We start from the raw sequence: 13688 nt of genomic DNA on the forward strand, positions 1-13688 counted from the left end.
ATCCGCCACACCTCAACCCTCGCTGCGACCAAGGACCTGACCATGAGCACCCCCGAGACCCTGCCGGAGCTCGACCCGCAGTACCCCGAGGTCGACGTGGCGATCGTCATGGAGTCGACCTACCCCTACCTCAAGGGCGGCGTCTCGGCGGTCGTCCACGACATCCTGCTCGGCAACCCGGACCTGACGTTCGGCATCATCCACCTCACCTGGGACAGCAAGGCGCCCCACGAGGACCTCTACGGCATGCCCGACAACGTGGCCTGGGTCAAGCCGGTCTACCTGTCGATGGAGGAGCACCAGGCCGACTTCCGCGACCTGCGCCCGAGCGACCTCGGCATGTCCGCGCGCCAGCGCACGGTGCTGTCGCACCGGGTGTTCGACGCGATGGACGCCATCGTCGCGGGCGACATGGACCCGTTCTGGGCGCTCTACGACGAGGGGATGAACCCGCACACCCGCACCTACCCGCTCTGGGCGCTGCTCGGCAGCGGCGAGTTCATGGCGGCCCTGCGCCGGCGGATGCCCGCGCTCGACCTGCCGCTCACCGACCTGTTCTGGCAGATGCGCGAGTTCTTCTCGCTCGCCGCGGCCGTCCTCGGCGCGGACCTGCCGCGCGCCTCGGTCTACCACGCGCACACCACGGGCTACGCGTCGCTGATGAGCGCGGCCGGCGCCCGCATGCACGGCACCGACTTCCTGCTGACCGAGCACAACCTCTACGTCCGCGACACGGTCAACACCCGGCTCGACCGCAACATGGCGCTGCCGGTCACCGCGACCGACTACCGCACCTTCGACGTGCCGCTCGCCGACCGCGCCTGGATGGCCTGGTGGATCGAGATGGGCCGGCTCTGCTACCCCAGCGCGCACACGATCACCTACCTCTACCCCAAGGCGATCACCGAGGCCGCCGACCTCGGGGCGCCGGTCGAGCGCAGCGTCGTCATCCCCAACGGAATGACCATGAGCGAGTTCAACGACGTTGCAGGACAACGGGATCGGGCGATGGAGGACATCCTCGCCGGCGACCCCGACCGGACCTGGCGGCTGGTCTACATCGCCCGGGTCGTGCCCATCAAGGGCCTGCTCGACCTGATCGACACCATCGACATCCTCGTCAACGAGCGCGGGGTCACCAACCTCGTCGTGGACGTCCTCGGGCCGACCGAGCACCTGCCGGACTACTACCAGCAGTGCGTCGACAAGATCGCCGCCAAGGGGCTCGGGGACTACCTGGTGTTCCGCGGCACGGTCAACGTGCGCGCCATGCTCGGCGACTTCGACCTGCTCGTGCTGCCGTCCTACAACGAGGGCCAGCCGATCGTCGTCCTCGAGGCGATGACCGCGGGCATCCCGACGGTCGGCACCGAGGTCGGCGGCATGGCGCAGCTCATCGGCGACCCGCTCACCCGCCCCGGCGGCCAGACCTGGGACGCGTGCGGCCTGCTGACCGTCCCCGGCGACGCCGTGATGATGGCCGACCGGCTGCAGGACGTCTTCGCCGACCGGGCGGGCTACGTCGCCATGGCGCACAACGCCCGCGGCCGGGTCCGCGACTTCTTCCAGCTGCACGACGTCACCGGCGCCTACAACCAGCTCTACCGCGAGCTGGCGCACCTGCCGCAGCGCACCGCGGCGCAGTCCTCCGCGCTGGCCGACGTCGTCACCGAGCTGGCGATGTCCCCCGCGCAGCAGCACGACCTCGAGGACCAGCTCGAGCGGCTGGCGCGCTGGCTCGAGGCCGGGGCGCCCATGGGCGTGAGCCATGGCGAGGGCAGCTGACACCGGGTCCGCGCGCCGCTTCGGCGCGTGGATCCGCTACGGCGACCCGCTGACCGACGAGCAGGAGGCGTTCGCGCTCGAGCACTACCGGGTCGCGCTGCTGCAGCCGTGGGAGACCGAGCGGGCCGCCCGGATGAAGGCGGCGCGTCCCGACCTCACCCTGCTCGCCTACAAGTGCCTGTCCTCGACCCGCTCCTACGAGCCGGGGCCGGTCTACTCGTCGGGGCTGTCGTTCGCGGAGGCCGACGCCGAGGGGGAGCGGTGGTTCGGCCACCGCCTCGACGGCTCGCGGATCGAGTGGAACACCTACCCCGGGCACTGGCAGATGGCGGTGTGGGACGAGTCCTACCAGGACCGGTGGATCGCCAACGTGGTCGGCGAGCTCGGCGGCTCGCCGTTCGACGGGGTGATCGCCGACAACGACGTGTTCGACGACTACTACGGGCTCTGCCCGCCGATCGAGGGCGGTCGCCAGCTGGCCGACCTGCGGGCGGCGCTGGACGGCTTCGTGCCGCGAGTCGGCCGGTCCCTCAACGACATCGGCAAGATCCTGGTCCCCAACATCGCCGAGTCCCGGCGCGACCCCGGCCGGTGGGAGCGCCACGCGGCGTTCGGCGGGGGCTACGAGGAGGTGTGGCTCGGCTACGAGCCGGAGACCTGGTTCGACCACTGGACCGTGGTCGCGCAGGCGCCGCAGGTCGCCGGGCCCGGCCTGACGATCCTGCGCACCGCGAGCGACGGCACGAACGACCACCCCAACTTCCGGTACGCCGCCGCGGCCTTCTGGGTCTTCGGCGGCGGCGACGGGGGAGCGTTCACCGCGACCTCGCACGACGGCTACGACGCGACGCCGTGGATCCCCGAGCAGGACTTCGACCTCGGTAGACCCGTCCGCAGCGCACGTCGGCGCGGCAACGGGGTGTCGCGCGAGTTCACCGACGGCTGGGCCGCGATCAACATGAGCTCGGCCGGTGCGCGGCCGATCACCTTCCGTCCCCCGGCCGGTCTCGTGGACCGCGACGGCCGGCCCGTGCGCGGCAAGCTGCGGCTCCCGCCCCACCACGGCGTCGTGCTGCGCCGCGCCGCCTGACGGCCCGCGTCCAGGCCGGTGCGGCACACTGGGGCCGTGAGTAGATCTGTCGCCCTGCTGGGCTCGACCGGCTCGATCGGCACGCAGGCCGTCGACATCGTGACCCGCAACCCCGAGCGGTTCACCGTGACGGCGCTGTCGGCCGGCGGCGGCAACCTCGAGCTGTTGGCGCGCCAGGCGGTGGACCTGCGGGTCGAGGCCGTGGGGGTCGCTCGCGGCAGCGAGGACGAGGTCCGGGCGGCCCTGTCGGCAGCGGCGCAGCAGGCGGGGGTCGCCGAGCACCGCCCCACGGTCTACGTCGGGGAGCAGGCCAACCAGCAGGTCGCCCGGCACGGCGCCGACGTGGTCCTCAACGGGATCACCGGCTCGATCGGGCTGGCGCCCACGCTCGCGGCCCTGGAGTCCGGGAGCACGCTCGCGCTCGCCAACAAGGAGTCGCTCATCGTCGGCGGCCCGATCGTGCGCCGCGCCGCCCGGCCGGACCAGATCGTGCCCGTCGACTCCGAGCACAGCGCCGTCGCCCAGTGCCTGCGCAGCGGGCGGCGCGACGAGGTCCGGCGGCTGGTGATCACGGCCAGCGGTGGCCCGTTCCGCGGCCGGTCCCGCGAGTCGCTGCGCGACGTCACGCCCGCCGAGGCGCTGGCCCACCCCACCTGGGACATGGGCAAGGTGGTCACCACCAACTCCGCCACCTTGGTCAACAAGGGCCTGGAGGTCATCGAGGCGCACCTGCTGTTCGACGTGCCGTTCAGCGCCATCGACGTCGTCGTGCACCCCACGTCGGACGTGCACTCCATGGTCGAGTTCGTCGACGGCTCGACGATCCTGCAGGCCAGCCCACCCACGATGCTCATCCCGATCGCGCTCGGCCTCGCGTGGCCGGACCGGGTGCCGGACGCCGCGCCCGCCTACGACTGGACCCGGCCGCGCACCTTCGAGTTCTACCCGCTCGATCCCGAGGCGTTCCGCTCGGTGCCGCTGGCCTACCGGGTGGGGGAGGCCGGCGGGACGTACCCCGCGGTCTACAACGCCGCCAACGAGGAGTGCGTGGAGGCCTTCCACGCCGGGCGGATCGGGTTCCTCGACATCGTGGACACGATCGAGCGCGTGGTCGACGAGCACCACGCCGGCGGGGAGTCCGCTGCCAACCCCGGGAACATCGGCTCTGACCTGGACGTTCCTGCGGTGCTACGGGCCGAGGCCTGGGCACGCCGCCGCGCCCGCGAGATCCTCGGTCTCGCCCCGCTCCAGCACGACGAAAGGTCCGCCTCATGATGTTCCTGCTCGGCGTGCTGTTCATGGCCGTGGGCATCGCGGTGTCCATCGCGCTGCACGAGGTGGGTCACCTCGCCCCGGCAAAGGCCTTCGGCGTCAAGGTCACGAAGTACATGATCGGCTTCGGGCCTACGCTGTGGTCGCGTCGCAAGGGGGAGACCGAGTACGGCGTGAAGGCCATCCCGCTCGGTGGGTTCGTGTCGATGGTCGGCATGTATCCGCCCAAGCCGGGTGAGTCCATCAGCGAGGCACCCACGTCGCGGTGGTCGGCCCTGATCGACGACGCGCGCGCCCAGGGGCAGGCCGAGATCGAGCCCGGCGACGAGGACCGCGTGTTCTACCGGCTCGCGTGGTGGAAGAAGCTCATCGTCATGGCGGGCGGCCCGACGGTGAACCTGATCATCGCGACGCTGCTGCTCGGGGGGATCGTCACGCTCTACGGCAGCCCGACGGAGGTGGGCGCCAAGGTCGGCTCGGTCGTGGAGTGCGTGCGCCCCGCGACGTCCACCGCCGCCTCCACCGCTCCGTGCACCGCCTCGGACACCCCGGCACCGGGCGCCGTCGGGGGGCTCGAGCCCGGTGACGTGGTGCGGTCCGTCAACGGCACCCCCATCCACTCGGCGCGCGAGCTGAGCTCGATCATCCGTCCGAGCGCGGGGAAGGCGCTCACCTTCGTCGTCGATCGTGGGGGTCGCGACCAGACGCTGACGATCACGCCGATCGCCTCCCAGCTGCCGCAGCTGGACTCGACCGGAGCGGCGGTGAAGGACGCGGCCGGCAAGGTCGCGACGGTGACCGCGGGCTACGTCGGGATCACGAACGTGCCGGTGACCGAGCTGCAGCGGCAGCCCGTCAGCGCCGTGCCGGGCATCGTCTGGCAGGGCGTGTCGCAGACCGCGGGCGTGGTGCTGCAGCTGCCGCAGAAGCTCGTGGGTGTGGCGCAGGCGGCGTTCGGGTCGGGGGAGCGGGACGTCAACGGCCCGATCTCGGTGATCGGCGTCGGCCGGGTGGCCGGCGAGATCAGCGACGGTCAGCTGGGTGCCGGGATCGGCAGCTCGCCCGGCTCGACATTGATCGTGCTCCTGTCGCTGGTCGCGTCGCTCAACCTGGCGCTGTTCGTCTTCAACCTCGTGCCGCTGATGCCGCTCGACGGCGGACAGATGGTCGGTGCCGTGTGGGAGGGCATCAAGAAGGGCTTCGCCCGGATGACGGGTCGCCCCGACCCCGGGTACGTCGACGTGGCCAAGGCGCTCCCGGTCGCCTACGCGGTGTCCGTCGCGCTGATCGTGATGTCGGCACTGCTGATGTATGCGGACATCGTGCGTCCCGTGAAGCTGGGCTGACCGCGCAGGCGTTGGCCCGCAGTCTGAAGCGTTCAGGGTTGCCGCTTTCGTACCGGGCCATGCTCTGCGCAGTTGTCGTGGCGGCCCCGACCACCTGGGTGGTGTGGGGCTGTCAAGTGCTCGGCCGTAGCCGTCTCTGGGCCGTCGTGGGCTGGGTCTTGGCCGTTAGGAGCCGCTTGGGGTGTGGTTCGCTCTATGACACAGAGCGTCACTGATGGATACTGAGCGTCATGAAGTCCTCTCTGGTGCTCACTACGGTGGTCGGGGTCGTCGGCGCCCTCGGCCTGTCGGTTGGTGCTGCCGACGCCGCCGTGCCGGCGGTCAGTGCGTCTCGGTCCGCCACGTCCTCGGTTGCTGCGATTCAGGGCTCAGCGTCTCTGGGCGCAGCGCTCGCCCCGGCGGCGGCCGTGGCGCCCGCGGCCACGATCAAGCAGACGGTGGTGATCGGGCGCAGCAGGGGCGGGCGACCGATCGTGGCGAACCGGCTCGGTGACCCGACGAAGCCCACGGTGGTGCTGCTCACGACCATCCACGGCAACGAGCGGCGCAACCACACCGTCGCGGCGTCGCTCAAGGAGGGGCGGGCCGTGCAGGGCATCAACCTCTGGGTCGTGGAGTTCGCCAACCCGGACGGCTGGGCCAAGGGCTCGCGCTACAACGCGGCTGGGGTCGACCTCAACCGCAACTTCCCGGTCCGGTGGAGCCGCAGCACGACCCGGGCGGGCGCGCGGGCGGCGTCCGAGCCGGAGGCGCGGGCGCTGATGGCGTTCCTCGACAAGACCAACCCGACGACGGTGCTGTCGCTGCACCAGCCGCTCTACGGGGTCGACGGGTACGCGCTCAAGGACAAGGCGCTCGCCCAGCGTCTCGCCAAGAACCTCGCCCTCCCACTGCGCTCGTTCAGCTGCACGTCCGGGTGCACCGGCACGCTGACCCAGTGGTTCAACGCCACCCACCGTGGCCGAGCGATCACGGTCGAGTTCGGCAAGAGCCCGAGCTGGGGCGCGATGGTGCGCGCGGCCGACGGGATCCTGCGCAGCGTCGGCGGCCGTCGGTAGTGGCACGGCGATGATGCGCAGGATCCCGTGAGCCGCGCAGGTTCGCGTGAGCCGCGCAGGTTCGCGTGAGCCGCGCAGGTTCGCGTGAGCCGCGCAGGTTCGCGTGAGGTGCGCAGGGTCGGGAGGGCGGCGCCTTACGGGTTCCTGCGCGGATTACCGGTTCGTGCGCACAGACGGGGCCGGGCGACGACGCCTGCGCCGACGATGATCCGGGGCGCGGATCCAGTGCGCGCACGGCACGGTGACGACGCCTGAAGGTGGGATACTGGAGCCATGACCGTCTCGCTTGGCATGCCCGGGACTCCGGCACCAGTCCTCGCCCCCCGTCGCAAGACCCACCAGATCCACGTCGGCAAGGTGGGGGTGGGCAGCGACTACCCGGTCTCGGTCCAGTCGATGACGACGACGCTGACCGCCGACGTCAACACCACGCTGCAGCAGATCGCCGAGCTCACCGCTGCCGGCTGCGACATCGTGCGCGTCGCCTGCCCGAGCCAGGACGACGCCGACGCGCTGCCGCAGATCGCGCAGCACTCGCAGATCCCGGTGATCGCCGACATCCACTTCCAGCCCAAGTACGTCTTCGCCGCGATCGAGGCGGGCTGCGCCGCCGTGCGCGTCAACCCGGGCAACATCCGCAAGTTCGACGACCAGGTCAAGGAGATCGCCCAGGCGGCCAAGGACCACGGCACGAGCATCCGGATCGGCGTCAATGCGGGCTCGCTCGACAAGCGGCTGCTGGAGAAGTATGGCAAGGCCACGCCCGAGGCGCTCGTCGAGTCGGCCGCCTGGGAGGCCAGCCTGTTCGAGGAGCACGGCTTCCACGACTTCAAGATCTCGGTCAAGCACAACGACCCGGTCGTCATGGTCCGCGCCTACGAGCTGCTCGCCGAGCGCGGCGACTGGCCGCTGCACCTCGGTGTGACCGAGGCCGGCCCCGCCTTCCAGGGCACTATCAAGTCGGCCACCGCCTTCGGGGCGCTGCTGTCCCAGGGGATCGGCGACACGATCCGGGTCTCCCTCTCGGCCCCGCCGGTCGAGGAGGTCAAGGTCGGCATCCAGATCCTGCAGAGCCTCAACCTGCGCCCCCGCAAGCTCGAGATCGTCTCCTGCCCGAGCTGCGGACGCGCCCAGGTCGATGTCTACAAGCTGGCCGACGAGGTCACCGCGGGGCTCGAGGGCATGACCGTCCCGCTGCGCGTCGCCGTCATGGGCTGCGTCGTCAACGGCCCGGGCGAGGCTCGCGAGGCCGACCTCGGTGTCGCCAGCGGCAACGGCAAGGGGCAGATCTTCGTCAAGGGCGAGGTCGTCAAGACGGTGCCCGAGTCGGCCATCGTCGAGACGCTGATCGAGGAGGCCATGCGGATCGCCGAGGAGATGGGCGAGCCGGTCGACGAGGAGTCCGCCGGCGCCCCCACTGTCACGGTGTCCTGACGCAGCGTCACGACCTGAGCCGCTGCTATAGGCTCTGACGGTGCTCAGGTCTCGCTCCGCCCTCGTGCGGGCGCTCACGCCTGCGGACGAGGACGCCGCCCTGGCGCTGTGCGCGCGAGACCCTGACCAGCACGTCTTCGTCGCCTCCCGCATCGTCGAAGGGGCGCTGGTCACCCAGCCGGGCGCGCTGCTCGGCTACGTCGACGAGACCAGTGATCTCGGGCTGCGCTCGCTGCTCTGGTCGTCGGCCAACGTCGTGCCCGTCGAGTGCGACGGCGAGGCGATCGAGGCGTTCGCGCACAAGATCCGCCGACGCAGCCGCTGGGCCTCCTCGCTGTTCGGTCCCACCGCCGAGGTGAACGCGCTGTGGCACTGGCTCCGGTCGCCGTGGGGACCCGCGCGCGCCATCCGCACCCTGCAACCGGTGATGGCGAGCTCGACCCTCCCGAGCGAGCTCGGGCTGCGGCTGGACCCCGAGGTGCGCCGGGCCCGCCGCGACGAGCTGGACGCGGTCGTCGTGGCCGCGGCCGCGATGTTCACCGAGGAGATCGGCTACCCGCCCTACTCCGGCTCGCCCGCCGCCTATCGCAACGGCGTCGCCGGGCTGCTGGCCAAGGGGCACACGTTTGTCCGCACCCTCGGCGACGAGGTCATCTTCAAGGCCGACGTCGGCTCGGTCGCGCTCGGCGTGGCCCAGGTGCAGGGCGTCTGGGTGACACCGCGGCTACGCGGACAGGGGCTCGCGGCCCCCGCCATGGCCTCGGTGCTCGAGGAGGTGCTGACCTCGATCGCGCCGCGCGCCTCGCTCTACGTCAACGAGTTCAACACCTCGGCGCGGGCGACCTACCGCCGGATCGGCATGGACGAGGTCGCGGCGTTCACGACGGTGCTGCTGTAGACCGTGCTGCTGTAGACCGTGCTGCGCTCTCACCCTCGATGGCCTCACCATCCACGGCCTCACCGTCCACGGCCTCGTCGTCCAGGGCCTCGGCGTCCGCCGCCGCCGCGAGCTCGCTGGCCTGCGGGCGGGTGAACCGGGCGACGGTGACCAGCCCGAGCCGGCTCGACGTCTTGACCAGGTGCGTCATGGCGACGGCGACCGCCGCGAGCGCATAGAGCGTGGTGGTGCCGGGGCTGAAGTACTGCTCGTGCCCGACCGCCGGGCGCAGCACGGCGCGACCCCGGCGTAGTAGGAGACCGTGCGGGCGAACGGCGAGATCAGCTTGATGCCGGGGATCTTGAGCGGGTCGCCGCCGAAGAGGCCGAGCAGGGCGACCACGTCGGCGGGGGCGACCGCGGCCCACAGCTGACCGGGCTCGAGGTGCATCGACGCCAGGTCGTTGGCGAACAGGCCGGGACAGCCGGCGACCATCAGCGCGTCGGCAGCCGTGCTGGTCTGCAGCGCCAGCCCGAGGCAGGACGCGCCGTAGGAGTGACCGCTCGCGACCAGCCGGGTGTCCGGCCCGACGAGCGTGCGCACCCCGTCGAGGCAGCGGGCGAGCGTGGGCGCGGCCTCGCGGGCGTAGCGCTCGTCGGACGCCTCGCCCGGCACCAGCACCTTGACCCCACTGTCGCCGAGGGCCCGCCGCACCGCGATGTCGTAGGGGGCGTGGTAGCCGAACCAGCCCATGACCGCCGTGCTCGTGGGGTCGTCGGTGAGGCGACCGGCCTCGTCGCGCAACGCGCAGAGCCAGCGCGACTCGCGGAACAGGCGCAGGTCGACGGTGGTCGTGGCCCCCGGCACGTGCACGACGACGTTGTCGGCGGCCTCGAGGTCCCCGAGGACGAACGCGCACCGCAGCGGATAGGCGCGGGCGTCGAGCAGGTAGAGCCGCCGGTCGGCGACCGGGACCGACACGCCCTTGACCTCCTCGGTGAAGAAGCGGCGCAGCTTGAGCAGACCGCGCAGGTCGCGCTTCTCCTCCTCGGTGGCCTGGTCGTGCGGCTCCTCGGACTCGGGGTCGAGCAGGTGGGAGCGGCGCTCGATCTCGGCGTGCAGGACGTCGAGGTTGGCCCGGTGGCGCACGTCGACGGGCAGGCCGTCGGCGCGCCCGACCCACGGCGTCTCGCGCAGAATCACCTCGTCGCGGTCCGCCTCGCTCAGCCCCGCCCACCAGGCCGCCACCTCGGCCGGCTCCTCGCTCGGCGGGTGGGGGAGGACCGGCTGGCCCGCCATGTCGACGTCCCCGAACCGTCGGCGCGCGTCCGCGGCCTCGGCCCGCAGCTGCTCGACCAGCAGCCCAGCGGCGTAGAGCGACACGTCGGTCCGGCGGGCGCGGATCTCACCGCTCACCGCGTCGTTGATCCGGGCCCAGGTGCGGTCGCCGGCGCCCTGCCTGACGTAGTGCAGGTGGGTGCTGGTCGCACGCTCCAGCACCTCGTGCAGCTCGGCAGCGGCCTGCTCCAGCGCGTCCGGCAGGCTCTGGTTCGGTGGTGGCGACGCCACGAGCACCCCCTTCGTCGGTCCGCACCCACGATGTTACTTGTCGGTAGAGCGGGTGCCCAGCCAGCGACTCGCGTCGCCACCGCGCGAGAGGGGATGATGGCCGGGTGACCCTCGACCGGACCCGCCCCCTCGCACGACGCCTCTCCACCCTCACCCTCGCGGTCGGGGTGAGCGGCGCGCTGATCGGTGGCGTCGGTCTGACGGCGGGCTGCTCGGTGATCGGGTCCAACCCCGACCGCTACTCGTGCACCAACCCCGGCCGGGCCGACGTGCAGACGCTGCTCGGGGTGTTCTCGCGGGACTACCACGGGCTCACCGGCGTCGTGGCCGTGGACTCCTGCCGCGAGGGCCGGCAGAACACCGTCCGGCTCAAGGCGCCGAGCAAGGACGACCTCGTGGGGCAGCTGACCCAGGCCGGCTGCACGGCCAACGGCACGGTCTACACCTGCACGACGCGGGGGGTGCACTACCGCGTCGCGACGGCCGACGACGGCCAGGCCGAGGCGATGCCGGTCGCGGCCGGCAGCTAGCCCGGCGGTTGGCAGCTGGCCCGGCGGTTACTCCGGCGCGGGCAGCCGGCCAGGACCGATATCCTGCGGGGACCACCCCCGCACCAAGGAGCTCATTCGTGCCAGCCTCGCTCATGCGCCTGTCGTCGCTGTTCCTGCGGACCCTGCGCGAGGACCCGGCGGACGCCGAGCTGCCCGGTCACCGGCTGCTCGTGCGGGCCGGCTACGTGCGCCGGGCCGCCCCCGGGGTCTACTCCTGGCTCCCGCTCGGGCTGAAGGTCCTCGGCAAGGTCGAGGAGATCGTCCGCGAGGAGATGGACGCCATCGGCGCGCAGGAGGTGCGCTTCCCGGCGCTGCTGCCCAAGGAGCCCTACGAAGCCACCAACCGCTGGGTCGAGTACGGCGACAACCTGTTTCGCCTGACCGACCGCAAGGGCGTCGAGATGCTGCTCGGCCCCACGCACGAGGAGATGTTCACCCTCACGGTCAAGGACCTCTACTCCTCCTACAAGGACCTGCCGCTCGCGCTCTACCAGATCCAGACGAAGTACCGCGACGAGGCGCGCCCCCGCGCGGGGCTGCTGCGCGGACGCGAGTTCATCATGAAGGACTCCTACTCCTTCGACGTCTCCGACGAGGGCCTGCAGAAGTCCTACGACGCGCACCGCGACGCCTACGTCAAGATCTTCGACCGGCTGGGCCTCGACTACGTCGTCGTCCAGGCCATGTCCGGCGCGATGGGCGGGTCGGCGTCCGAGGAGTTCCTCGCGATCTCCCCAGTGGGTGAGGACACCTTCGTGCGCGGCGAGGACGGCTACGCCGCCAACGTCGAGGCCGTAGACCTCCCGGTCGCCCCCGAGGTCGACGCCTCCGCGGTGCCCGCGCTGCAGGAGGTCGACACCCCCGACACGCCGACCATCGAGACGCTTGTGGCCGTGCTCAACGCCGAGCACCCGCGCCACGACGGCCGCCCGTGGACGGCTGCCGACACGCTCAAGAACGTCGTCGTCATGCTGGTCTCGCCCGAGGGCGAGCGGGTGCCGCTCGTCGTCGGTCTGCCCGGCGACCGCCAGGTCGACACCAAGCGGCTCGAGGCCCAGGTGGCCCCGATGGAGGTGGGCGAGTTCGCCGAGGCCGACTTCGCGCGCTATCCGCAGCTGGTCAAGGGTTACATCGGGCCGCGTGCGCTCGGCGAGACCGTCGAGCGCGACGAGTCCGGAGCCGTGGTGTCCCGCAGCGGGATTCGCTACCTGCTCGACCCGGCCGTGGCGCGTGGCTCGGCCTGGGCGACCGGTGCCGACCGGCCCGGCGTGCACGTCGTCAACCTGGTGCACGGGCGTGACTTCGAGGCCGACGGCGTCATCCAGGCCGCCGAGATCCGCGACGGCGACCCGTCGCCGACCGGCAGCGGCGTCCTGAGCACCGCACGCGGCATCGAGATGGGCCACATCTTCCAGCTGGGCCGCAAGTACGCCGAGGCGCTCGGGCTCAAGGTGCTCGACGAGAACGGCAAGCTCGTGACCGTGACGATGGGCTCCTACGGCATCGGTGTGTCCCGCGCGGTGGCCGCCATCGCGGAGGCCAACACCGACGAGGCCGGGCTCGTGTGGCCCCGCCAGGTCGCCCCCGCCGACGTTCACATCGTCGCGACGGGCAAGGACGAAGCTGTCTACGTCGCCGCCGAATCCCTCGCGAAGGACCTTGTGGCGCAAGGGCACTCGGTGATCTATGACGACCGCCCCAAGGTCTCGCCCGGCGTGAAATTCAAGGACGCCGAGCTGATCGGCGTGCCGACGATCGTCGTGGTGGGCAAGGGCCTCGCCGAGGGCAAGATCGAGATCAAGGACCGCCGCAGCGGCGAGCGCCGCGAGGTCTCGGCCGACTCCGCCGTCGACGCGATCCTCGCCGAGATCGCCTCCTGAGCAAGGAGACTCAGCCATGACCGGGACTCCCCGCATCGACCTGAACGCCGATGTCGGGGAGTCCTTCGGGTCGTGGCGGATGGGCGCCGACGAGGAGCTGCTCCCGCTCGTGTCCAGCGCGAACGTGGCGTGCGGCTTCCACGCGGGTGACCCGAGCGTGATGAGACGCACTCTGGCGCAGTGCGCCTCGCTCGGTGTCGTCGTCGGCGCGCACGTCTCCTATCGCGACCTGGCCGGCTTCGGTCGCCGGTTCGTCGACCTCGCGCCGGCCGAGCTCGAGGCCGACGTGCAGTATCAGCTCGCCGCCCTGCGCGGCCTCGCCGCCGTCGAGGGCGCCACCGTGGGATACGTGAAGCCGCACGGGGCGCTGCTCTACAACGCCATCGCGCACCACGAGGCCCAGGCCGCCGCCGTCGTGGCAGCCGTGCACGGCGTAGACCCCTCGCTGGCCCTGCTGGGGCTGCCCGGCTCGCGCGTGCTCGCCCTGGCGCAGGACGTCGGGTTGACCTGCGTGACAGAGGCTTTCGCCGATCGAGGCTATCGGGCCGACGGCACGCTGGTGCCTCGGTCGGAGCCGGGTGCGGTGCTGCACGACCCTGGGCTGGTCGCCGACCGCGTCGTGTCGATGGTCCGCGACGGCGAGGTCCTGGCCGTGACGGGGGAGCGGCTGCGGATCGGTGCCCGGTCGGTCTGCCTGCACGGTGACACGCCCGGCGCGGTCGCCATGGCGCGCGCCGTCCGGTCCGCTCTCGACGCGGCGGGCGTCCGGGTGGCGCCCTTCGTCGGCGAGTCCTCTGTTGACAGCGGGCCGAGGGGCTGAGCCGTC

The 13688-nt window shown here is 71.7% G+C and carries 12 protein-coding genes; 10 read left to right on the plus strand and 2 right to left on the minus strand.

What is annotated here, in order from left to right; translation table 11 throughout:
* The first annotated feature begins 42 nt into the window (after positions 1-42).
* The 7 genes from pelF (at position 43) to MM440_RS13720 (ending at position 8883) form a co-directional block, all read left to right on the plus strand.
* The gene (gene pelF / locus MM440_RS13690; protein WP_241444929.1) at positions 43-1785 is read left to right on the plus strand and encodes a GT4 family glycosyltransferase PelF; all 1743 of its coding nucleotides are present in this window, start codon (positions 43-45) and stop codon (positions 1783-1785) included.
* On the plus strand, positions 1769-2875 hold the full coding sequence (locus MM440_RS13695; RefSeq protein ID WP_241444930.1) for a putative glycoside hydrolase: 1107 nt from the start codon (positions 1769-1771) through the stop codon (positions 2873-2875). Before pelF ends, MM440_RS13695 begins: the two co-directional genes overlap by 17 nt.
* A gap of 36 nt (positions 2876-2911) precedes the next feature.
* Positions 2912-4150, plus strand: a complete 1239-nt coding sequence (dxr, locus tag MM440_RS13700) for a 1-deoxy-D-xylulose-5-phosphate reductoisomerase (protein ID WP_241444931.1) — start codon at positions 2912-2914, stop codon at positions 4148-4150.
* Positions 4147-5493: a M50 family metallopeptidase gene (locus MM440_RS13705; RefSeq protein WP_241444932.1), complete on the plus strand. Its 1347-nt coding sequence runs from the start codon at positions 4147-4149 to the stop codon at positions 5491-5493. Before dxr ends, MM440_RS13705 begins: the two co-directional genes overlap by 4 nt.
* A 230-nt stretch (positions 5494-5723) precedes the next feature.
* Positions 5724-6551: a M14 family zinc carboxypeptidase gene (locus MM440_RS13710; RefSeq protein WP_241444933.1), complete on the plus strand. Its 828-nt coding sequence runs from the start codon at positions 5724-5726 to the stop codon at positions 6549-6551.
* A 273-nt stretch (positions 6552-6824) separates the two neighbouring features.
* Positions 6825-7985: a flavodoxin-dependent (E)-4-hydroxy-3-methylbut-2-enyl-diphosphate synthase gene (ispG, locus tag MM440_RS13715; protein WP_241444934.1), complete on the plus strand. Its 1161-nt coding sequence runs from the start codon at positions 6825-6827 to the stop codon at positions 7983-7985.
* Between the two features lie 40 nt (positions 7986-8025).
* Positions 8026-8883: a GNAT family N-acetyltransferase gene (locus MM440_RS13720; protein ID WP_241444936.1), complete on the plus strand. Its 858-nt coding sequence runs from the start codon at positions 8026-8028 to the stop codon at positions 8881-8883.
* Here MM440_RS13720 and MM440_RS13725 read toward each other — a convergent pair.
* Together MM440_RS13725 and MM440_RS13730 are read right to left on the minus strand one after the other, a co-directional pair.
* Complete coding sequence (locus MM440_RS13725) at positions 8864-9157, minus strand: hypothetical protein (RefSeq protein WP_241444937.1); 294 nt, start codon at positions 9155-9157, stop codon at positions 8864-8866. The genes MM440_RS13720 and MM440_RS13725 overlap by 20 nt on opposite strands.
* The gene (locus MM440_RS13730) at positions 9070-10431 is read right to left on the minus strand and encodes an alpha/beta hydrolase (RefSeq protein ID WP_241444938.1); all 1362 of its coding nucleotides are present in this window, start codon (positions 10429-10431) and stop codon (positions 9070-9072) included. The genes MM440_RS13725 and MM440_RS13730 overlap by 88 nt, the downstream gene beginning before the upstream one ends.
* A 104-nt stretch (positions 10432-10535) precedes the next feature.
* On the opposite strand from MM440_RS13730, the gene MM440_RS13735 reads away from it, so the two are divergent.
* The 3 genes from MM440_RS13735 to MM440_RS13745 all read left to right on the plus strand — a co-directional run bounded on the left by MM440_RS13735 (position 10536) and on the right by MM440_RS13745 (position 13682).
* On the plus strand, positions 10536-10961 hold the full coding sequence (locus tag MM440_RS13735) for a hypothetical protein (RefSeq protein WP_241444939.1): 426 nt from the start codon (positions 10536-10538) through the stop codon (positions 10959-10961).
* A gap of 113 nt (positions 10962-11074) precedes the next feature.
* Positions 11075-12862 (plus strand): proline--tRNA ligase, encoded by a 1788-nt coding sequence (locus tag MM440_RS13740; protein WP_241445072.1) that lies wholly within the window; start codon positions 11075-11077, stop codon positions 12860-12862.
* Positions 12863-12878: 16 nt separating this feature from the next.
* The gene (locus tag MM440_RS13745; protein ID WP_241444940.1) at positions 12879-13682 is read left to right on the plus strand and encodes a LamB/YcsF family protein; all 804 of its coding nucleotides are present in this window, start codon (positions 12879-12881) and stop codon (positions 13680-13682) included.
* Positions 13683-13688 lie beyond the last annotated feature (6 nt).

This window comes from Arsenicicoccus piscis (assembly GCF_022568835.1).
Lineage (GTDB): Bacteria > Actinomycetota > Actinomycetes > Actinomycetales > Dermatophilaceae > Arsenicicoccus > Arsenicicoccus piscis.